This window comes from Yoonia sp. R2331 (genome assembly GCF_041103235.1).
Lineage (GTDB): Bacteria > Pseudomonadota > Alphaproteobacteria > Rhodobacterales > Rhodobacteraceae > CANMYO01.
This window is the reverse complement of sequence record NZ_JBGCUN010000001.1, coordinates 2,601,403-2,620,582: the sequence shown is the minus strand read 5'-3', so window position 1 is coordinate 2,620,582 and position 19,180 is coordinate 2,601,403. Positions and strand designations below refer to the sequence as shown.

At 59.7% G+C, this 19,180-nt stretch carries 20 protein-coding genes; 9 read left to right on the top strand and 11 right to left on the bottom strand.

Annotated elements, in window-relative coordinates; all coding sequences use genetic code 11:
- Nucleotides 1-42 precede the first annotated feature (42 nt).
- Nucleotides 43-1,365, top strand: coding sequence for a glutamate--tRNA ligase (gene gltX, locus AB3Y40_RS13480; protein ID WP_369439304.1), 1,323 nt, complete (start codon nucleotides 43-45; stop codon nucleotides 1,363-1,365).
- Here gltX and AB3Y40_RS13475 read toward each other — a convergent pair.
- The gene (locus AB3Y40_RS13475) at nucleotides 1,362-1,625 is read right to left on the bottom strand and encodes a zinc ribbon domain-containing protein (protein WP_369439303.1); all 264 of its coding nucleotides are present in this window, start codon (nucleotides 1,623-1,625) and stop codon (nucleotides 1,362-1,364) included. The two genes, gltX and AB3Y40_RS13475, sit on opposite strands and share 4 nt — an antisense overlap.
- A gap of 77 nt (nucleotides 1,626-1,702) precedes the next feature.
- On the opposite strand from AB3Y40_RS13475, the gene AB3Y40_RS13470 reads away from it, so the two are divergent.
- Nucleotides 1,703-2,068, top strand: coding sequence for a MerR family transcriptional regulator (locus AB3Y40_RS13470; protein ID WP_369439302.1), 366 nt, complete (start codon nucleotides 1,703-1,705; stop codon nucleotides 2,066-2,068).
- A gap of 29 nt (nucleotides 2,069-2,097) precedes the next feature.
- Nucleotides 2,098-3,483 (top strand): MATE family efflux transporter, encoded by a 1,386-nt coding sequence (locus AB3Y40_RS13465; RefSeq protein WP_369439301.1) that lies wholly within the window; start codon nucleotides 2,098-2,100, stop codon nucleotides 3,481-3,483.
- On the opposite strand, the gene AB3Y40_RS13460 is transcribed toward AB3Y40_RS13465, so the two are convergent.
- From AB3Y40_RS13460 to AB3Y40_RS13450, 3 genes are read right to left on the bottom strand one after another with little or no spacing between them, the layout of a single operon-like run.
- Nucleotides 3,454-4,002, bottom strand: coding sequence for a gamma-glutamylcyclotransferase family protein (locus AB3Y40_RS13460; RefSeq protein WP_369439300.1), 549 nt, complete (start codon nucleotides 4,000-4,002; stop codon nucleotides 3,454-3,456). The two genes, AB3Y40_RS13465 and AB3Y40_RS13460, sit on opposite strands and share 30 nt — an antisense overlap.
- Nucleotides 3,999-6,515: an ABC transporter permease gene (locus tag AB3Y40_RS13455; protein WP_369439299.1), complete on the bottom strand. Its 2,517-nt coding sequence runs from the start codon at nucleotides 6,513-6,515 to the stop codon at nucleotides 3,999-4,001. Before AB3Y40_RS13455 ends, AB3Y40_RS13460 begins: the two co-directional genes overlap by 4 nt.
- Entirely contained in the window at nucleotides 6,512-7,198 is a 687-nt protein-coding gene (locus AB3Y40_RS13450) for an ABC transporter ATP-binding protein (RefSeq protein WP_369439298.1), read from the bottom strand. Before AB3Y40_RS13450 ends, AB3Y40_RS13455 begins: the two co-directional genes overlap by 4 nt.
- A gap of 70 nt (nucleotides 7,199-7,268) precedes the next feature.
- On the opposite strand from AB3Y40_RS13450, the gene AB3Y40_RS13445 reads away from it, so the two are divergent.
- Genes AB3Y40_RS13445 through AB3Y40_RS13435 form a run of 3 tightly spaced genes read left to right on the top strand, consistent with a single transcriptional unit; the run spans nucleotide 7,269 to nucleotide 8,705 of the window.
- On the top strand, nucleotides 7,269-7,874 hold the full coding sequence (locus AB3Y40_RS13445; protein WP_369439297.1) for an arylesterase: 606 nt from the start codon (nucleotides 7,269-7,271) through the stop codon (nucleotides 7,872-7,874).
- Complete coding sequence (locus AB3Y40_RS13440; protein ID WP_369439296.1) at nucleotides 7,875-8,462, top strand: SOS response-associated peptidase; 588 nt, start codon at nucleotides 7,875-7,877, stop codon at nucleotides 8,460-8,462.
- 39 nt (nucleotides 8,463-8,501) lie between these two features.
- Complete coding sequence (locus AB3Y40_RS13435; RefSeq protein WP_369439295.1) at nucleotides 8,502-8,705, top strand: dodecin family protein; 204 nt, start codon at nucleotides 8,502-8,504, stop codon at nucleotides 8,703-8,705.
- A gap of 35 nt (nucleotides 8,706-8,740) precedes the next feature.
- Here the strand turns inward: AB3Y40_RS13435 and AB3Y40_RS13430 are convergent, their stop codons facing one another.
- From AB3Y40_RS13430 to AB3Y40_RS13415, 4 genes are all read right to left on the bottom strand, one after another.
- On the bottom strand, nucleotides 8,741-8,950 hold the full coding sequence (locus AB3Y40_RS13430; RefSeq protein WP_108816498.1) for a cold-shock protein: 210 nt from the start codon (nucleotides 8,948-8,950) through the stop codon (nucleotides 8,741-8,743).
- A gap of 584 nt (nucleotides 8,951-9,534) precedes the next feature.
- Nucleotides 9,535-9,891 carry a hypothetical protein gene (locus AB3Y40_RS13425; protein ID WP_369439294.1) on the bottom strand — a complete coding sequence of 119 codons (357 nt, stop codon included), beginning with the start codon at nucleotides 9,889-9,891 and terminating at the stop codon, nucleotides 9,535-9,537.
- A complete protein-coding gene (ettA, locus tag AB3Y40_RS13420; RefSeq protein ID WP_369439293.1) occupies nucleotides 9,888-11,543 on the bottom strand; it encodes an energy-dependent translational throttle protein EttA in 1,656 nt (551 codons plus the stop codon). The genes AB3Y40_RS13425 and ettA overlap by 4 nt, the downstream gene beginning before the upstream one ends.
- A gap of 33 nt (nucleotides 11,544-11,576) precedes the next feature.
- Nucleotides 11,577-13,487, bottom strand: a complete 1,911-nt coding sequence (locus AB3Y40_RS13415; RefSeq protein WP_369439292.1) for a putative bifunctional diguanylate cyclase/phosphodiesterase — start codon at nucleotides 13,485-13,487, stop codon at nucleotides 11,577-11,579.
- Between the two features lie 123 nt (nucleotides 13,488-13,610).
- On the opposite strand from AB3Y40_RS13415, the gene AB3Y40_RS13410 reads away from it, so the two are divergent.
- Nucleotides 13,611-14,219, top strand: a complete 609-nt coding sequence (locus tag AB3Y40_RS13410) for a nicotinate-nucleotide adenylyltransferase (RefSeq protein WP_369439291.1) — start codon at nucleotides 13,611-13,613, stop codon at nucleotides 14,217-14,219.
- A 47-nt stretch (nucleotides 14,220-14,266) separates the two neighbouring features.
- Nucleotides 14,267-15,769, top strand: a complete 1,503-nt coding sequence (dacB, locus tag AB3Y40_RS13405; RefSeq protein ID WP_369439290.1) for a D-alanyl-D-alanine carboxypeptidase/D-alanyl-D-alanine endopeptidase — start codon at nucleotides 14,267-14,269, stop codon at nucleotides 15,767-15,769.
- Here dacB and AB3Y40_RS13400 read toward each other — a convergent pair.
- Entirely contained in the window at nucleotides 15,766-16,185 is a 420-nt protein-coding gene (locus AB3Y40_RS13400; RefSeq protein ID WP_369439289.1) for a tellurite resistance TerB family protein, read from the bottom strand. The two genes, dacB and AB3Y40_RS13400, sit on opposite strands and share 4 nt — an antisense overlap.
- A 110-nt stretch (nucleotides 16,186-16,295) precedes the next feature.
- Between AB3Y40_RS13400 and AB3Y40_RS13395 the strand changes: the two genes are divergently transcribed.
- Nucleotides 16,296-17,861, top strand: coding sequence for a lysine--tRNA ligase (locus AB3Y40_RS13395; RefSeq protein WP_369439288.1), 1,566 nt, complete (start codon nucleotides 16,296-16,298; stop codon nucleotides 17,859-17,861).
- A gap of 26 nt (nucleotides 17,862-17,887) precedes the next feature.
- Here the strand turns inward: AB3Y40_RS13395 and AB3Y40_RS13390 are convergent, their stop codons facing one another.
- Nucleotides 17,888-18,529: a DNA alkylation repair protein gene (locus AB3Y40_RS13390; protein WP_369439287.1), complete on the bottom strand. Its 642-nt coding sequence runs from the start codon at nucleotides 18,527-18,529 to the stop codon at nucleotides 17,888-17,890.
- A 90-nt stretch (nucleotides 18,530-18,619) separates the two neighbouring features.
- Nucleotides 18,620-19,177: a peptidoglycan-binding domain-containing protein gene (locus AB3Y40_RS13385; protein ID WP_369439286.1), complete on the bottom strand. Its 558-nt coding sequence runs from the start codon at nucleotides 19,175-19,177 to the stop codon at nucleotides 18,620-18,622.
- Between the last annotated feature and the right edge of the window lie 3 nt (nucleotides 19,178-19,180).

Here is a 19,180-nt window from a genome sequence, read left to right as displayed (position 1 = left end):
GAGAGGCTGCGTGACACATGGGGGCAACTTTGGAGAGACCCCATGACCACCACCCGTTTTGCCCCTTCACCCACCGGCTGGCTGCACATTGGCAACCTGCGCGCGGCGTTGTTCAACTATGCGATTGCGCGGCAACAGGGCGGCACCTTCATTCTGCGGATTGATGACACCGATGCGGAACGGTCCAAGGAAGAATATGTCGACGGCATCACCGATGTCCTGGGCTGGCTTGGGTTTGATTGGGATAAGGTTGAACGCCAATCGACCCGGCTTGACCGCTATATGGCCGCCAAAGACAAGCTGGTGGAAATGGGGCGGCTTTATGAGTGTTTTGAGACGCCCGTTGAACTGGATCTGAAGCGCAAAAAGCAGCTGAACATGGGCAAGCCGCCGGTTTATGACCGCGCTGCACTGGACCTGACCGAGGATCAGAAGGCGGCCTATCGCGCGGAGGGGCGCACTGGGCATTGGCGGTTCAAGCTGGATCAAGAGCGGATCAATTGGACCGACGGTATTCTGGGTGAGATTTCGATTGATGCCGCCAGCGTGTCGGACCCGGTGCTGATCCGCGGCGATGGTCAGATTTTGTATACTTTGGCCAGCGTTGTAGATGACGTAGAAATGGGGATCACCGATGTGGTGCGCGGGTCGGACCATGTGACCAATACCGCCACGCAGATCCAGATTATCGAGGCCATCGGTGGCGATGTGCCGCGCTTTGCGCATCACTCTTTGTTGACGGGGCCACAAGGCGAAGGGCTGTCGAAGCGTTTGGGCACGCTGGCATTGAAAGACCTGCGCGATCAGGGGATTGCCCCGCAGGCGATCATGAGCCTGATGGCGCGGCTGGGATCGAGCGATCCGGTTGAGTTACGGTCTGACATCGCCGGCGTGGTCGCCGGGTTTGATTTGTCCAAGTTCGGGTCAGCCCCAACCAAGTTTGACGTAGAAGATTTGCGCCCGATGACGGCGCGCTATCTGGGCACGCTGGATGCCAGTGCGGTGGCCGAGACGCTAGAGGCCGCAGGTGTGCCGGTGGCGTTGCGGGAGGCGTTCTGGGCAGCGGTGCGCGAGAATATCAGCACGTTGGATGACGTCGCGGGCTGGTGGGCGCAGTTCCGCGATGGGGCGACACCATTAGTGGCGGATGAGGACCGGGATTTTGTCGCACAAGCCTTCGATTTGCTGGGTGATCCGCCCTATGCGGCTGACACCTGGGGGACGTGGACCGCAGCCGTGAAAGAGGCGACAGGCCGCAAGGGTAAGGGGCTGTTCATGCCGCTGCGCCAGGCGGTCACGGGTCGTCAGCGCGGGCCGGAAATGGCCGAAGTGATGCCTCTTTTGCAAGTAAAACCAAAGCTTTAACCACGGCCTTCGGCCCAGCGTGGCAAGTTCGGGATGCCGCGGGTAAAGGCCCACGCCATGATCTTTGGCATCCCCTTGTCGTGCAGGGCCGTCAGGCAATTAGCCTGAAATTCGGCCGCTGTGACGCCCTGTTGCACAAAGGTGCCATTGGCATAGCAGATCGAACAATAGGTGGTGGATTTGCTGCCATCCGCCTCTGACCCGCCGCCTTGCGGGTCGTTCTTGAGCGGCATGCCGCAGCTTTCGCATCGCTTGGCCATCTGGCCCTCCTTACTGGTCAGGTCGCGATAAGGGTGCTACAAACCGTTGAGTCGAGTCAACGGTTTTGGAGCGGCATATGCGAATTGGCGAATTGGCGAAGCGGTCCGGGCTCAGCCGGGACACGTTGCGGTTTTACGAGCGGCAAGGGCTGATTGGCTCTGCGCCCGAGCCGGGAAAGACCAACAATTACCGGCAGTACCCCGATGAAACCTTGATCACGCTGGAATGGATTGCAGAGGCGCAAGCGGCGGGGCTGACGCTTGCTGAATTGACGGTTCTGCTGGGGCAGTTGGAGGCGGATGCGGGAGAGGATTTTGACGGTTTTGCTTTCCTTGATGCGCGGATTGCAGAGGTGGAGGCGCGAATCGCACGGTCAAAGCGGTTTTTGGCGACGCTGATGCAGACGCGCGATGCTCTGGCGCGGGCGCCTTATTCAGATTAGGTCTGGGGCAGGCAACGCCCGGAGGCACCATGGCCGAAGACGCCAAATTTCTGACCGGCAGCACGCTGCGCCACGTGACTGTCATGGCGCTCAGCAGCACAGTGGGCCTGATGGCCGTGTTTCTGGTCGACTTCATTGACATGATTTTCATCGCCATGCTGGGCAAGGCAGAGCTCGCAGCAGCGATCGGATATGCAGGCGCGATCCTGTTTTTCACAGGCTCTTTCGGGATTGGTATCGCGATTGCCTGCGGTGCGTTGGTGGCCCGCGCGCTTGGCGCGGGCGAGGCAGAGTTGGCGCGACAACGCGCGACAAACGCGTTGATCATCGGTGCGATTGGCGGGGCCATTTTTGCGGCGATTGTCTGGGCGTTCACGCCGCAATTGGTCGGGTTGCTAGGGGCCACCGGGGACACGCAGACGCTGGCGGTGCAATTCATGCGGGTGATCCTGCCAAGCCTGCCCATCCTGCTTTTGGGAATTGTGGGCGGCGCTGTGCTGCGCGCGCATGGCGATGCGAAGCGGTCGATGTGGGTGATGATTTACGGTGGCATCGTCAACGCGGTGCTGGATCCGATCCTGATCTTTGGCCTTGATCTGGAGCTGACCGGGGCCGCGCTGGCCAGCATTGCCGCGCGCTTCACCATCGCCGGTTCCGCGCTCTGGGCGATCCACAAGCACTATGGCGGCTTTGGTGCGCCGACATTTGGCAGCGTCTGGCACGATATGAAACCGATTATGGCAATCGCAGGCCCGGCGGTGCTCACGCAACTCGCCACACCTGTGGGTCAGGCTTATGTCACCCGCGCGATGTCGACCTATGGTGAAGAGGCCGTGGCGGGCATGGCGATTATCGGGCGTTTGACCCCGGTGGCCTTTGGCGTCATCTTCGCCCTCTCTGGGGCGGTTGGGCCGATCATTGGGCAAAACGCAGGGGCTGGAAAGCAGGACCGGGTGCGAGAGGCTTATCGGGACGCGCTGATCTTTACCGGGGCGGTCGTGCTGTTGGTGTCGGCCATTTTGTTCGGATTGCGTGGGCCGCTGGCTTGGCTGTTCCAGTTGGACGGGGTCGCGCTGCAACTGGTGTTCCTGTTCGCCGGGCCGCTTTCGCTTTTGTGGTTTTTCAATGGGATGGTCTTTGTCAGCAACGCGGCCTGCAATAATCTTGGGCATCCGTTCTATTCGACCTGGGTCAATTGGGGCCGACATACGTTGGGAACTATCCCCTTTGTGATGCTGTTTGCATGGTGGTTTGGTGCGGCGGGCGTGTTGATCGGACAAGCCGTGGGCGGCGTCGTCTTTGGCCTGATCGCAGGTTTCATTGCCAACCGCGTAATCGCGATGGGTGCTGACGATAAACGCGGGCCGTTCGAGAAACAGCTGACGCTATTTCGGCACCTCCATACGCGTCGCTAAGCAAGCATCGACCAGCGCAATTTCTTGCGCAGTCAGCGTTTGACGGCGCGGATAACGCGGTGCGGCGCGGTCATCCAGAATCGGGGCGTCCCAGCCGTGGGTCGACGCAAAGAAGCGCGCCACGCCTTGCGGGCCAAAGGTGTGCAGATACCCCTGCACGACCACATCAAGATAGCTGAGCAGGATCGGCGTGTTGGTCGCCGTTGCCGTGGCGAGGTTGGCATTGACCCGATAGATGACGGTCGGCTGATCCGCGCCAAGGGCTGCGGTGACGTCGACACGGGCATAGGCGGCCTCTCGCGCGTCGAGGTCCGTCCATTGGGCGGGGCTGACGTCTGCAACCAGCCCGTCAATTTCCTGATCGGCGGCCCGCTCGACCGACAAAAACGCGGTATCGCGCAGGGTGGTTGATTGCCAGACCCGTCGCCACCCTTTGAGCGTGGCTTGTCGCGGATTGGCGTAGTCATGGGTCGCGGTGTTGACCAGACTGCCGTAACCGAAGAATGCGGACCCGGTCATTCGCGCGCTCTGAGAACCTGCGCGGGTTTGGCGGACAGTGGCCGCGCGGCAAATCCCAGCCCGGCAAGGAGCGAGACAAGGATACCACCGCCGATGATCGACAAGGCATTTCCCCAGACAACGGTATAGTCATTTTCCATGATGAAAGTTTGTACCGCCCAGCCCCCTAGAATACCAGCCGCCAGCGCCACGACGCCCGCTGCAAGCCCCAGAAGTGCGGCGCGCAAGGCAAAACTGCTGATGATCCGCGACCGCGTGGCCCCGATGGTTTTTAGCACGGCGGCTTCAAATGTGCGGGCGCGTTCGCCCGCGGCGGCGGCCCCGATCAGAACCAGAAAGCCGGTCACAAGCGTCGCCAAAGCGCCATAGCGGGTTGCCGCAGAGATACCTTCGACCAAGGTTGCCACCTGCGCGATGGCGTCGCGGATGCGGATTGCGGTTATGTTGGGATAGGCCGTGGCAAGGTCACGCAGGATCTGCGCTTCTGCCTCTTCCTCGGCGTAGACGGTGCTGATCCAGCTGTGCGGCGCACCGGCAAGTGCGGCCTCGTTCATCGACAACACAAAGCCGATGCCCGCGTCTTCCCATGTGACTTCACGGAACGAGGCGACAGTGCCGGTGATATTGCGGCCAAGGATGTTGACGGTCATTTCATCGCCGATTTGCAGGCCAATCTCGGCGGCCTCTTCGGCTGAAAAACTGATGAGTGGCGGGCCGGTGTAATCCTCGGGCCACCATTCGCCTGCGGTGATCGTCGTGTTGTCGGGCAGGGTGCTGTCGTATGTGACACCCCTGTCGCCCTGCACGACCCAGTGGCCGTCAGCAAATTCGTCCGCGGGGATGCCGTTGATCGCAGTGATGATGCCGCGCAGCATGGGGGCGGCGTCAACGCGGCTGACTGCTGGGTCATTGTCCAGCCGGTCGCGGAAGCCTTCGATCTGGTTGGGCTGGATATCAACAAAAAAGTAACTGGGCGCAACGTCTGGCAGTTCGTCGTTAAAGGCATTGCGCAGGTTGCCGTCGATCTGGCCGACGGCTGCCAGCACCGATAGGCCAAGGCCAAGCGAAAGGACGACGCTTGTCGCCTCGCCGCCGCGCGCACCAATGGCGCCAAGGGCCAACCGCAGGGCCGGACGGCCGCGGGCGGAGTTGCGACTGCGGCGCGCAAGCCAGCGGATGGCAAGGGCCGCAAGGATCAGGATCGCCAGCGCGCCGGTGATCCCGCCTGCGGTCCAAAGCGTGAGCCAGACCGTGCCGGAAAACCATGCGGCCAGCCCCAATAGCGCGGCCACCAGCGCCAGCGTGGCGACCAGATATGGCCAGCGCGGCAGGGCCGCACCACTGGCAAAGGCGTCGCGGAAAAGCGTGGCGGCGCGGATGTCATCGGTGCGCGCCAGTGGCCACAAGGTGAAGATCAGCGCCGCTAACAGACCGTAAATTGCGGCCTCGGCCAAGGGGGCCGGATTGAAGGTAAAGTTGGCAGGCACAGGCAGCGACGCCTCGATCAGCGGGGCCAAAAGGACGGGGATGCCGCCACCAAGAAGCAGGCCGATCGTGATCCCAAGAAGCGTGAGCGCGCCGATTTGCAGGAAGTACGTCAGGAAAATCGTGCGCCGGGTGGCCCCCAGCGTTTTCAGGGTCGCAATCGTACCTGTCTTACCGGCCAGATAGGCGCGTACGGCAGCACTCACGCCGACACCGCCAACGGCCAGACCAGAGAGGCCCACAAGGATCAGAAAAGCGCCGATGCGGTCGATGAACCTTTCTGTCCCGCCAGCCCCGCGTCTGCTGTCGCGCCAGCGCAGGCCTGCATCTGGCAGGGTTTCTTGTGCAAGCGCCTGCATCGCGTCAAGGTCGGCATCGGGTGGCAGATCAAGGCGGTATTGGGTCTCAAACAGGGTGCCTTCGGCGATCAGGCCGGACTCGTCCAGATCAGCGGTGCGCACGATCGTGCGCGGACCAAGGCCAAAACCGCCAGAGGCGTTGTCGGGGTAGCGTTGCAGGATCGCGCGCAACGTAAAATCGGTAGACCCAAGGCGGAAGGTATCACCCGGGGCAAGGCCAAGCCGGTCAGCCAGGACACGTTCCATAACGCCGCCCTTGTCGGCAAAGGCGTCGTGAAGGGGGATGTCAGGGTCAAGTTGAACCTGACCGATCAAGGGGTATTGGCTGTCGACGGCCATCACTTGCGTCAGGCCACGTTCGGCATCCGCGCCGTCACCGACAACGGCCATTGACCGAAAGTCGACCACTTCGGCAATGTTGTCGGAAATGTCCTCAAAGAACGCCCGTTCGAGCGGGCTGGCAAAGCGGTAGGTAAACCGCGCCTCGACATCGCCGCCAAGCAGTTCCGCCCCCTTTTCGGTCAACCCCGCAGAAATGCCCGCGCGGACTGTCCCAACGGCTGCAATCGCGGCGACGCCGAGGGCCAGACAGGCGAGAAACACGCGAAAGCCGCGCAGGCCGCCGCGCAATTCGCGTCGTGCAAAGGTGGCGGCAAGACGCAGACTCATGCCGCTTGCCGAGCGGTGTCGATGCGGCCATCGCGCAGCGGGATCACGCGGTCGCAACGGGCGGCAAGCTCTCGGCTGTGGGTGACCATCACCAGCGTCGCACCATGGCGGTCGCGCAGATCGAACAACAGCTGCATGATGGCTTGGCCGTTGGTTTCATCCAGATTGCCGGTAGGCTCATCCGCCAACAGAATCTTCGGGCGTGGGGCAGAGGCGCGGGCGAGGGCAACGCGCTGCTGCTCACCCCCCGACATTTGACTAGGGTAATGGTCGGCGCGGTCTGCCAGCCCCACGGCGTCCAGTTCTGCCGCCGCGCGATCAAAGGCATCGCGGTGCCCGGCCAATTCAAGCGGGGTTGCCACGTTTTCCAAAGCGGTCATGGTAGGGATCAGGTGGAAAGACTGAAACACCACCCCCATATTATCCCTGCGAAAGCGGGCAAGCTGGTCTTCGTTCATTGTGGTCAGGTCCTGACCTAGGGCGGCAACAGCCCCCGCGGTGGCAGTTTCCAGACCGCCCATCAGCATCAGGAGAGACGATTTGCCCGACCCACTTGGCCCCACCAACCCCAGCGTTTCGCCCTTGGACACATCCAGTGAGATGTCGTGCAGGATGTCGACCCGACCCGCGTTGCCCATCAGGGACAATGAGGCATCGGTCAGCGAGAGGACGGGTTCAGTCATTTACGGGGCCTTTGCGCGAGTTCTGTCCTTGGGATATGGGGCCAAATGCGCATTTCTCAACATCAGTTTGATGACAATTGCCGCAACTTCGGCGCAGGCGGAACCTGTCGTCGTCGCCGCATTGGGCGATAGCCTGACAGCGGGCTATGGACTGGATACCGCAGACGGGTTGGTCCCGCAGTTGCAGCGTTGGCTGGACGCGCAGGGCGCAGAGGTCACGGTGATCAATGCAGGGCTGTCGGGCGACACCACGGCGGGCGGGCTCGCGCGGGTTGACTGGACGCTGACCGACGACGTTGATGGCATGATCGTCGCACTGGGGGCCAACGACTATCTGCGGGGTCTGCCGCCGACCCTCGTGCGGGACAATCTGGATGGCATTCTGGCCGCAGCAAAGGCTAAGGGTGTCGCAACACTGTTGGTCGGGCTGGACGTTGGTGCGAACTATGGCGCTGATTACAAAGCGGAATTTGACGCAATATACCCTGACCTGTCAAAGACTCATGACGTACCCTTGGTGCCATCCTTTTTCGCCGCGCTGATTGAAGAGGCCGGGCAAGAGGGCTTGTTGGGCTATCTGCAAGGCGACGGTCTACACCCTACGGCAGAGGGGGTCGCGGTCATTGTCGCGGCACTGGGCCCGGCCGTGTTGGATTTCGCGGAAGGGATCGAGTGAATGCCGGGGCGGCTGTTCCTGTCGTCTGATCCCGGATTGGGGCTGGATGCGGATGGCCCGCGCTTCAACATGGCACCGGGGGAAGAGTTGCAGGTGCTGACAGAGCAAGGGGCTGCGCGGATGCGCTGGGGGATGATCCCGGTGGGGCGCGTGAACGCGCGGGGCCGTCCGGTGATGGAAACGATCATCAATGCGCGGTCGGAAACCGTGTTTGACAAATCCGCCTTTGACGGGGTGCGCCGCGCGGTTTTGCCGGTGGACGGTTGGTACGAATGGACGGGCGAGAAGCGGCGCAAGACAGCGTGGCGCATTGCGCGCACAGACGGCGCCTTGATCTGGTTTGCAGCGATCTATGACGTCTGGACAGCCCCTGGTGGCACACAGCTGCCGCAAGTGGCGACGGTCACTTGCGCACCGTCGGCGGATGTCCGCGACATTCATCACCGGATGGGTGTGATCCTGGAAAAAGACCAGATTTCAACGTGGTTGGGCGAGGATGAGGCGCCAGCACGAGCCCTGATGGTGCCGTTTCGCGATGGTGGGCTGGTGGTTTCCGAGGCGTCAGATGTGGACTGGACCGCACCTTAGGGTAGGGTGGTGGTGGGACAACGAAAAAAGGAAACAGCCATGTCTGTCGCAAAAGTCACGGAAATCATCAGCGAATCCAGCAAGTCGTTTGACGACGCGGTCGAAAACGGCATCAAGCGCGCATCAAAGACATTGAAGGGGATCAAGGGGGCCTGGGTCGCGGACCAGAAAGTGACCGTCGACGACGGCAAGATCACCAGCTACCGAGTGGTGCTGAAAGTGACCTTTGTCCTTGCGGATTGAATTGAAAAGGGCGCCCGTTGGGGCGCCCTTTTGCGTTAGTCGGCGAGGGTCAGATTGATCGCGCTTTCGCGGCCATCGCGCCCGGCTTCGATGTCGAAGTTGACCTTCTGGTCGTCCTTCAAACCGGTCAGACCGGACCGCTCAACAGCCGAAATATGAACAAATACGTCCTTGCTGCCACCGTCGGGTGCAATAAATCCGTAACCTTTTGTGGTGTTGAACCACTTGACAGTGCCTGAGGCCATGTCGTTTCTCCTGATTTTCCGCTCGCGGGAGTGCAGCGGGACGGCTCGTCATTGCTGGATCGAAGGACTGGGCCGTTCTCAGGTGCAGTGGTCGATAGAAGTAACGTAGCCCGCTAAGTATGATCTCCTGCGGGGTAAAAGCAAGGCGATCGCAAATAATCTGCGTTTTCAGCAGTTTGTCGCCAGACTATGTGTCAAGTTTGCTGCAAAAATGGATGCGAATCTACTGTAAATCCGTGGATTTTGCACGAAGTAAGGTGTGGCGGGCCGCTCAGACGCTCAAGATCGGGGCGGTTCTGCTACGGCCGGGGCCATGACGCCGAATGTTGCATGCAAAAGCGGTGCCGCAGTGCCGGTGATCCAATAAACCAAGGCCGCCTCACCCCAAGTGATGTCACCAAAAAGAGCGCAGCACAAAGCGCTGAACAATCCGATTGTGCCGCCGAAAAGAACCAATCCCATGTTATGCCTACGTGGTTGCGGGAATGCGGTGCATTCTGCACTGCGGTCCCTGACCTGTTGGCGAGGAATTTGGCAGGAAATGGTGAGGAAAAGGTGAAGCGTATAAGGAAAAACTGTGGTAATCAGCGTGCGCTCATCATCCGGGCGATGCTTGCCACAAGGGCGGTCAGGGCTGCGCATGTGGCGATCCAGCCAAAGAACCACGCCTGACCCGCCAGCGCGTTTTCAGCAAAGGACGCAGCAAAGATTGCCTTACCCTGTACAGCAGCGACAAGGGCCAGCGCGGCAAGGACCACGCTGATCAGGATCTGCTGTATCGGCGAAAGGAATTTGCTGATCACAAAGGCCAAAAGACCAATGGGCGCGCCGATCCAGACCACCTTGGAAGCCCAGAACGGATGCGCGCCCGCTGCAAGTGACAAGTCAAACAGCCACAGCATGGCCGCAAATACGGCCCCGGCGATAACCCCTTGGATCATCGCACAAACTTTTTATGTTTCATGCGCTTTGGTTCCATCGCGTCGGCGCCAAGGCGGCTTTTCTTGTCTTCTTCGTAGTCCTCAAAATTGCCTTGGAACCATTCGACATGCGCGTCGCCTTCGAAGGCAAGAATGTGCGTGCAGATCCGGTCGAGGAAAAAGCGGTCGTGGCTGATGACCACGGCACATCCCGCAAAGCTGGACAACGCGTCTTCGAGTGCGCGCAGCGTTTCAACGTCAAGATCGTTTGTCGGTTCGTCAAGCAGCAGAACGTTGCCGCCGGATTTCAATAACTTTGCCATATGGACGCGGTTGCGTTCGCCACCTGACAAAAGCCCGACCTTTTTCTGCTGGTCGCCACCTTTGAAATTAAAGGCAGAGCAATAGGCGCGGCTGTTCATGCTGGCGTCGCCCAGTTCGATAATCTCAGCGCCGCCGGTGATCTCTTCCCAGACGGTCGCATCTGGGTTCAGGGCATCGCGGGACTGGTCGACATAGGCCAGCTTGACCGTGTCACCATAACCAACGGTGCCCTCATCAGGTTCGGTTTGGCCGGTTAACATGCTGAAAAGCGTAGATTTACCTGCGCCGTTAGGCCCAATCACACCGACAATACCGCCCGGCGGCAGGTCAAATGTCAAATCCTCGATCAACAACTTATCGCCCATCGCCTTTTTCAGGTTCGCGACTTCGATCACCTTTGAGCCAAGGCGCGGGCCGTTGGGAATGATGATCTGAGCGCGACCGACTTTGTCGCGTTCGGATTGGCTGGCCAGTTCGTTGTAGGCCTGTATCCGTGCTTTCGATTTCGCCTGCCGGGCCTTGGCACCTTGGCGCATCCACTCCAACTCGCGTTCCAGCGTGCGCTGCTTGGATTTGTCCTCTTTGGCTTCTTTTTCCAGCCGCTTTGCCTTTGCCTCCAACCAGCTGGAATAGTTCCCTTCGTGCGGGATGCCCGACCCGCGGTCGAGTTCCAGGATCCAACCGGTGATCGCGTCCAGGAAATAGCGATCGTGGGTCACGATCAGGATTGTGCCTTTGTAATCAATCAGGTGCTGTTGCAGCCACGCGATGGTTTCGGCGTCCAGATGGTTGGTCGGTTCGTCAAGCAAAAGCATGTCCGGCGCTTCAAGCAACAATTTGCACAAGGCAACCCGCCGCTTTTCACCACCCGAAAGCGTGTCCACCGACGCGTCGTCGGGGGGGCAGCGCAATGCCTCCATGCTGACGTCGATTTGTGCGTCGAGGTCCCAAAGGTTCTGGGCGTCAATCTCATCCTGAAGCTTCGCCATCTCGTCGGCGGTTTCTTCGGAGTAATTCATCGCCAGTTCATTGTAGCGGTCCAAGATGCCCTTCTTTTCGGCCACGCCCAACATGACGTTTTCGCGCACGCTTAGCGCAGGGTCGAGTTCGGGTTCCTGTGGCAGATAGCCGACACGGGCCCCTTCGGCGGCCCATGCCTCACCGGCGAAATCCTTATCCTGGCCGGCCATAATCCGCATCAGTGTGGATTTACCGGTGCCGTTCACGCCCACAACGCCAATCTTGACGCCGGGCAGAAAGTTCAGGCGAATGTTTTCAAAGACTTTCTTGCCACCAGGATAGGTCTTGGAAACGCCATCCATGAAATAGACGAATTGATAGCTGGCCATGTGCGACGCTCACTTTGCAAAAGATGTTAGCGTCTAGATAGCGATGCGTTGGTCCGGGGGCAATTGCCGATGCAGGATGGTGGCCGCGCCATCAGCGGCTTGGTGCGCGCGCAGCCAATCCACGATCTCGGCGGCCGGAATTGGTGGCGCGATCCAGTTGCCTTGTGCAAATTTGGCGCCGGTCCGGCCAAGTGCGTCAAAGCCCTCTTGCGTTTCAATGCCCATGACGATGCCGGACAGAGACATGTCGGCAGCGAGTTCATTGATCATTCGCAGCGCCTTTTGGGCATTCGTGTCACGCGACAAATCATCGGTCAGTTGCCGCGCCGTTTTGAACCCTGACATGTTGAGCGCGCCAATTTGCAAAAGACCCGCAAAGCCAGCGCCGAAGCTGTCGAGGATAGTGGCAAAGTTGTTGTCATGCAGGGATTCAATGACCGACAGTTTGGCGGTATCCCCAGCAAGGGCGTCAAAAACCAGCGTCTGCGGCAGTTCGATGCGCAATTGCTGCTGATCGGCCCCGGTGCGACGCAAGGCGGTGCCAAGATCCGCCATAAAGTCGGTGTGGGCAAAGAAATCCTCTGATGCGTTAAAGCCGGTGATGATGTGCTCAAATCCTTCGGTCGTCAGACGCGCTTGCATTGTCGCCGCGGCGGTCAGGGCAGCAGCGTCAATCTGGGCAAGGTTGCCCATGTCCTTGGCCATCCCCAGGAAATCGTCGGGAAGGTGGGTCACACCGTCCTCATCTGTCCAGCGTGCCAACGCCTCGAGCGAGCAGATGCGGCCAGTAGCGATATCGATTGTGGGCTGAAAATCAAAGGAAATTTGATCATTCAAGATTGCACGCTGCAATTCATCAGACCTACGTGACTTGCGCTGCACGGATTTGTGCAGGGTGGCGTCATAAACGGCAACATGTCCGCGTCCGGCGCGCTTAACCTCATAAAGGGCAAGGTCGGCTTTTTTCAGCAGATCATCAACGGAAGACGCGTCAGGTTCTGACATGGCCGCGCCAATGCTGATCGAAGGCACGATGGTGTTCCCTTCAAACGTCAATGGCGTGCGCACGCTGTCAACCAAGGCGACACCCAGCTTCCGGAGCTCTTCAATTGAGCTGAGTTGCGTGCAGACTGCGACAAATTCGTCGCCGCCCATCCGCGCCAGCAGATCGGTTTTGCGCAAAGTACGCGAGATCTGATCCGTGATGTGACGCAACACGGCGTCACCGGCAGAGTGCCCATAGGTGTCGTTGACGTCTTTGAACTTATCAAGGTCGATCTGCAAAAGCCCGATGCGTGCCCCGTTGTCCTTGGCTTGCGTCAGGGCATCGGTGGTAAATTGCATCATGTGGGGTCGGTTTGCGGCACCGGTCAGATCATCATGGGCGGCCACATGGGCCAGCTTTGCTGATTGCTTGCGCAACGCCTCTTCGCGGTCAACCTCTGCGCTGACATCGCGGCACACCAAAATAACGTATTCGCCGTCGTCGTCGTCTTGATGAAACGACACCCTGATCTGGTTCCAAAACTCCTGCCCATCCTTGCGGACATTGCGATAAAGCGACAGCCGACCCCAGTTGGGATCATCCCGGCGATAGCGAAAATTGCGGATCGTTTCATCGGATGGTTTGTCGCCCGGACGCATGGCGTATTCCATCGGATTGCGCCCCACAACCTCGTGCGCGTTGTAGCCCATGATCTTGCAATAGGCCGGATTGACCCAAAGGATCCGCCCATCAAGCCCCTGTACGACCAAGCCATCATCTGTGTTGGAACAGGCGATCCGAAAAAATGAAGCCTCGCGCCGATCTTTTGCCGCGGTGGATTCCACCTTGGTCAGCGTCGTTTCAAGGGCTGTAACCTTTTGCCGTGACCGCCAAGCAAACACCAGCAGACCCGCGCAGGCGGTCAGCAATGCAGCGATGATCAGGGGTGATGCAGTCATGGCAATTCCTGGCTATCTCAAGTCCCGACATAGCGCCGGGACCCTTACCTGCGGGTTAACTCGTGGTGGTTTCCTCGCACATTCGGCTTTACAGATTGACGGGCAGGTTGTTTGAGACGCGGCATGAGACAGGATTTTCCAGTGGCCCGGCGGGGGCAGGTGATTGGACTGCTTGGCGGGTCATTTGATCCTGCGCATCAGGGCCATGTGCAGATCACGCAGGCCGCTTTGAAGCGGTTTGGGCTAAACCGCGTCTGGTGGCTTGTCACGCCGGGTAATCCGTTGAAAACCAATGGACCTGCGCCACTGCCTGTCCGCCTGCAAGCCGCGCGCGCGGTGATGCAGCACCCGGATGTCGTGGTAACGGATATCGAGGCGCGGATCGGGACGCGTTTTACAGCTGAGACATTGGGCGCTTTGCAACAGATGTATCCCGGTGTGCGCTTTGTCTGGCTGATGGGTGCGGACAATCTGGTGCAGTTTCATCGCTGGCAAAGCTGGCGTCAGATCATGGAAAATGTCCCGGTTGGTGTGCTGGCGCGTCCTGGCGACCGGGTCCCGGCGCGCTTGTCCAAGGCCGCGCGCGTCTATCGCTGCGCCAAGATACCCGCACGCGGATCACGGTTGCTGGCGCGGGCGGACGCGCCGGCCTGGTGCTTTGTCAATTTACCGATGAACGCCCAATCCTCGACCGCGATCCGGCGGCGTGGCGAATGGGTCGCGTCAGCGTGATGGTTGTGTGGTTGAACATCAGGTCACGGCATGGCTAGGGTCCAGGCATGACAACCAAGCTGACACGCCGCGCGATGATTGCTGGGCTAAGCCTTTTTGGCAGCACCGCACTTGCCAATGCGCCGCTGACATCTTTGCGCCCACAGGCACGGCAAAGCAATTTGCCCCGTGTCAGGCCGCGCGCGCGGCTGAGCACAGCAGACATGATCGCAGCCGCAGGATTGGACGGTCAAGTTGGGTTTGTGATCGCTGATGCCGAGACGGGCGAAATTCTGGAAGCCATCGACGGCGCAACCGCCCGGCCACCGGCGAGCGTGACCAAAGCTGTCACCGCGCTTTATGCGATTGAAGCCTTGGGCGGCGATTATCGTTTCAAGACAACGGTCTATGGTACTGCACCAATTATGAACGGCGCGCTGGACGGCGATCTGATCCTTGCGGGTGGCGGCAACCCCAATCTGCTGACTGATGACCTTTATGCGCTATCCGAAACGCTGGAGGCGACCGGGCTGAAAGAGGTCACCGGGAAGTTTCTGGTCTGGGGCGGTGCGCTACCGGGGGTTGAAGAGATTGACGACACCCAGTTGGACCATCTGGGCTACAACCCTGCGGTGTCGGGGCTGAACCTGAACTTCAATCGGGTCCATTTTGAGTGGAAACGCGAAGGGTCAAGCTATGCCGTTGCGATGGACGCTCGAAGCGAGACATTGCGGCCCCCAGTCAGTATCGCGCGGATGCGGCTCGCTGATCGGACGAGCCCGGTTTACGCCTATCAGGACGGCGGTGGTGTTGACCAATGGACCGTCGCGCGTGGCGCGCTTGGTAAGGCCGGGTCGCGTTGGTTGCCGGTGCGTTACCCTGCGCTTTATGCAGGCGATGTCTTTCGCACCTTTATGAAGGATCACGGGCTGGATCTGCCTGTCGCCACGCGGATTCCCACACTTCCAGACGCGCAGGTGCTGGCAGATCATGAAAGCGATTCGCTGACCGGCGTCATGCGCGCGATGTTGCGGTTCTCGACCAACCTGACGGCAGAGGCGGCGGGTATGACGGCGAGTGCTGCGTTGACTGGGCAGCGGCGCGGTTTGCGGACTTCTGCGCTGGGTATGACGCGCTGGGCCACGGCGCGTGCAGGGATTACGCCCGCGTTTGTGGATCATTCCGGCCTTGGTGATCAGTCGCGGATCTCGGCAAGCGACATGGTGACGCTGCTAAACGCGCAGGATGTGCGCGGGCGGCTGTCGCCGATCCTGAAGTCGATCACGATGCGCGACAGCGAAGGGCGGCCGATCAAGGATGCGCCGGGCGACGTGCGCGCCAAGACGGGTACGCTGAACTTTGTATCAACGCTGGCGGGCTATTTAACGACGTCAGGCGGTCGCACGCTAAGTTTTGCGATCTTTGCAGCAGACCTTGATGCCCGCGCGCGCGGCAAGGCCGCAGGCGACGAACAGCCCGCCGGGTCAATCACGTTCAACACCAAGGCCAAGCGATTGCAGCAGGATATCTTGCAGCGCTGGGCGCTGATGGGTGATCTGGGCGGAACCTAAAGGGTCATATGACGCGCGCGCGCGCCTCGCTCGATCGCGGCGGCATGCAGGCGGTCGATATTCAGCTCGTACCGGATTTCTTCCAGCAACCGCGCCTCTGCCTCGCCAATGGCGCCATCAGCTGCGGCCACGTCACACGACAGCGCATAGGCCGTTTCATAGAGCTTTTCAGGCAGGCACTCGCGCACAAGGCCAAACAGCGCCTCCAGCCCGTCTTCCTGTTCAAAAAGGTCAAACACCAATTGGGTCAATCGCGACAGGTGGTCGGTGTCGTAATCGGCAAATACCGGCAGGTTATTGATGGCGTTGTTGATCTTCACCAACTCAGCGGTGCGGATGTCGGCATCAGACGCAGACATGGCGAACATCAGTGCTGCAAGGGCATCCTGTGCTGACATGGGGTGTTCTATGGTCATTGGGTGTCCTTTCGTCGCCAATGCATCCCATTTATTGACGCGCGCGGGCGCTCGCAATAGGGAGTGCGCGAATGTGGCCATCGGGGCCGCAGGTGAAGTGAGATATTCCAATGACCAGTTTGCGCGAAGCAGCGATGAATTCCAAGGCGTGGCCCTTCGAAGAAGCACGCCGCTTGCTCAAACGTGTGGAAGCCTCGGGCAAGGATCATGTGCTGTTCGAAACCGGCTATGGCCCGTCAGGGCTGCCGCACATCGGCACCTTTGGTGAGGTGCTGCGCACCACCATGATCCGGCGCGCGTTCGAGGTGATCTCGGATATTCCGACCAAGCTGATCTGCTTTTCGGACGATCTGGATGGCATGCGCAAAGTGCCGGGCAATGTGCCGCAACAGGACATGCTGGCCGAACATATGCACAAGCCGTTGACCTCTGTGCCCGATCCTTTTGGCGAGTTCGAGAGTTTTGGACACCATAACAACGCGATGCTGCGGCGGTTTCTGGACACCTTCGGGTTTGAATACGAATTTTATTCGGCGCGCGAGTTCTACCGCTCTGGTCAGTTTGACGAGGTGCTCAAGCGTGCCGCAGAGCGTTATGACGATGTGATGAAGGTCATGCTAAAGTCGCTGCGCGAAGAACGTGCCGCGACCTATTCAATCTTTCTGCCGATCCATCCAGAGACCGGTCGGGTGCTTTATGTGCCGATGAAGAACGTTGACCCGGTCAACCACACGGTGACCTTTGACGACGAAGACGGTCGCGAATGGACGCTGCCGGTCACTGGCGGCAATGTGAAGTTGCAGTGGAAGCCCGATTTTGGCGCGCGCTGGGCCGCGCTTGACGTCGATTTTGAGATGTACGGCAAAGAGCACGCCACCAATACTGCGATCTATGACCGGATTTGCGAGATATTGGGCGGCAAGAAGCCTGAGCATTTCAGCTATGAGCTGTTCCTCGATGAGAACGGCCAGAAGATTTCCAAGTCTTCGGGCAACGGGATTTCGATTGATGAGTGGCTGACCTATGCCAGCACCGAAAGCCTGAGCTATTTCATGTACCTCAAGCCCAAGACGGCCAAGCGGATGCACTTTGATGTGATCCCCAAGGCGGTGGATGAATATCATCAGCAGCTGCGCGCCTATGCCGATCAGGACACCGCAGCACGGACAAATAACCCAGTGTTCCACATCCACGGCCACAATGTGCCTGCGTCCGACATGGTGGTGCCGTTCGCGATGCTACTGAACCTCGCGTCGGTGTCCGGGGCAGAGGACAAGGATACGCTCTGGGGCTTCATTCAGCGTTATGCGCCCGACGCGTCGGCGGAAAAGAACCCGCAGATGGATCAGGCCGCCGGTTTTGCGGTTCGCTACTATAATGACTTTGTGAAGCCTACAAAGGTCTATCGCGCGCCCGACGAAAAGGAACGCGCCGCGATGGAAGATCTGGTGGCCAGGCTGAAGGCATGGGACGGCGGATTGGATGCCGAAGCCTTGCAGTCAGAGGTCTTTGCCGTCGGCAAAGCGCATGACTTTGACCCGCTGCGCAGCTGGTTCACGGCTCTTTATGAGGTGCTGCTGGGCGCATCCCAAGGGCCGCGGTTCGGCGGTTTCATCGCACTTTACGGCGTCGACGAGACCATTGCGCTGATCGAGGGGCGGTTGGCCGAAGCGTAAGCAATGCTTGCGCGTGGTCAGAGCGGCTACTGCAACTTGGCACGTTCAATCGCAATGAACTCTGGCAGGTAGTTGGGTGTGCAGCCGCGCGCCACGGGATCGCCCTTATAAAGGCCAGTGCGTTCGCCAAGCTTGATGCAGGCATCGCGAAACGCATCATTATAGATACCAATCTGCCCGGCGGTAAAGTTCATCGCCCATTGGACCTGCGGGTCCTCAGACCCAAGGTCTGATGTTAGTTTTGCCATCAGCGCGGCGGTGTTGTTGGGCGGGATCTTGCCCGTCCAGCGCAGGCGGGCCTGATGGTACCAATACAGGCGGCGCAACACGGGCGAGGGATGGTCCTGCCACGTCTCGATCAGTGCAGCGGTCTTCTTCGCTTTGGTCAATTGATGCGCAAGCAGCCATTCTGACAATTTGTCACGCTCGTCGTTGGAGTGGCGCGCCATGTCATCGGCCAAAGCCTCGATCGCGGGCTGGCCAAGCTGCATCTTGTCCATGATGAGCAGGGCCAAAAGGCGCGGGCCAAAGCCACCGCCCGCCCACAGTTCTGTTGCCAGTGCGTGGTCTTTCTTGATCGCCGTGGCGAGTGACTTGATCGCGCCCATTTTGGGGGCGACCGGGTCGATCTGTGCAAGAATGTTCCTGGCTTTATCCGTTTGTGTCATGCGGCGTGCCCCCATGTGCCCCCATATGCAAGGTAAGAAGCACCATAGCACATAAGGGCAGTCACGTTCCAATCGCGCGAGGGGTGCGCCTTAGCCGAACCAGCCCTTGACCTTGCCCCAAACCGATTTCTCTTCCGAGGTTTCGGCCACTTCGACGGCCTCGCCCTTGACGGGTTCAACACCTTTGACCTCTGGCAAAGGCTCGCTTTCAAAGTGTTCCTCTTCGGGCTTCACCTCTGCCAGTTTCACGGTTTGTGGGGTCATCATGCCGGCGAACATCAGCATCTGTGACAAGGTGTTTGGCCCCGCAATCCCGTCAGCCGGCAGACCCTTGGCGGTCTGGAAGGCCTGTACGGCCTTTTTGGTACCGGGGCCGAATTTGCCGTCTGCCTCGATCCCAAGGTCCATTTGCAAAAGCTTGACCGCCTCACCCCGAGAACCGACACGCAGCAGGATCAATTCAGGCAAGCCGATTACGGTAAAGGTGTCAGGACCCGCGATGCCATCCACGACAAGATCGTTGGCCTTTTGATAGTCCTTCAGCGCCCGTTCGGTGCCGGGCCCAAATGCGCCATCCGCGTCGATCCCCAGTTTTTCCTGCAGCCGTTTGACCGGCGCGCCCTTCATCCCGCGTTTGAGAATTGACATAAG

Coding starts and splice junctions, on each gene's coding strand:
- gltX (WP_369439304.1), top strand. CDS start 43: ATGACCACCACCCGTTTTGCCCCTTCACCCACCGGCTGGCTGCACATT.
- AB3Y40_RS13475 (WP_369439303.1), bottom strand. CDS start 1,625: ATGGCCAAGCGATGCGAAAGCTGCGGCATGCCGCTCAAGAACGACCCG.
- AB3Y40_RS13470 (WP_369439302.1), top strand. CDS start 1,703: ATGCGAATTGGCGAATTGGCGAAGCGGTCCGGGCTCAGCCGGGACACG.
- AB3Y40_RS13465 (WP_369439301.1), top strand. CDS start 2,098: ATGGCCGAAGACGCCAAATTTCTGACCGGCAGCACGCTGCGCCACGTG.
- AB3Y40_RS13460 (WP_369439300.1), bottom strand. CDS start 4,002: ATGACCGGGTCCGCATTCTTCGGTTACGGCAGTCTGGTCAACACCGCG.
- AB3Y40_RS13455 (WP_369439299.1), bottom strand. CDS start 6,515: ATGAGTCTGCGTCTTGCCGCCACCTTTGCACGACGCGAATTGCGCGGC.
- AB3Y40_RS13450 (WP_369439298.1), bottom strand. CDS start 7,198: ATGACTGAACCCGTCCTCTCGCTGACCGATGCCTCATTGTCCCTGATG.
- AB3Y40_RS13445 (WP_369439297.1), top strand. CDS start 7,269: ATGACAATTGCCGCAACTTCGGCGCAGGCGGAACCTGTCGTCGTCGCC.
- AB3Y40_RS13440 (WP_369439296.1), top strand. CDS start 7,875: ATGCCGGGGCGGCTGTTCCTGTCGTCTGATCCCGGATTGGGGCTGGAT.
- AB3Y40_RS13435 (WP_369439295.1), top strand. CDS start 8,502: ATGTCTGTCGCAAAAGTCACGGAAATCATCAGCGAATCCAGCAAGTCG.
- AB3Y40_RS13430 (WP_108816498.1), bottom strand. CDS start 8,950: ATGGCCTCAGGCACTGTCAAGTGGTTCAACACCACAAAAGGTTACGGA.
- AB3Y40_RS13425 (WP_369439294.1), bottom strand. CDS start 9,891: ATGATCCAAGGGGTTATCGCCGGGGCCGTATTTGCGGCCATGCTGTGG.
- ettA (WP_369439293.1), bottom strand. CDS start 11,543: ATGGCCAGCTATCAATTCGTCTATTTCATGGATGGCGTTTCCAAGACC.
- AB3Y40_RS13415 (WP_369439292.1), bottom strand. CDS start 13,487: ATGACTGCATCACCCCTGATCATCGCTGCATTGCTGACCGCCTGCGCG.
- AB3Y40_RS13410 (WP_369439291.1), top strand. CDS start 13,611: ATGAGACAGGATTTTCCAGTGGCCCGGCGGGGGCAGGTGATTGGACTG.
- dacB (WP_369439290.1), top strand. CDS start 14,267: ATGACAACCAAGCTGACACGCCGCGCGATGATTGCTGGGCTAAGCCTT.
- AB3Y40_RS13400 (WP_369439289.1), bottom strand. CDS start 16,185: ATGACCATAGAACACCCCATGTCAGCACAGGATGCCCTTGCAGCACTG.
- AB3Y40_RS13395 (WP_369439288.1), top strand. CDS start 16,296: ATGACCAGTTTGCGCGAAGCAGCGATGAATTCCAAGGCGTGGCCCTTC.
- AB3Y40_RS13390 (WP_369439287.1), bottom strand. CDS start 18,529: ATGACACAAACGGATAAAGCCAGGAACATTCTTGCACAGATCGACCCG.
- AB3Y40_RS13385 (WP_369439286.1), bottom strand. CDS start 19,177: ATGTCAATTCTCAAACGCGGGATGAAGGGCGCGCCGGTCAAACGGCTG.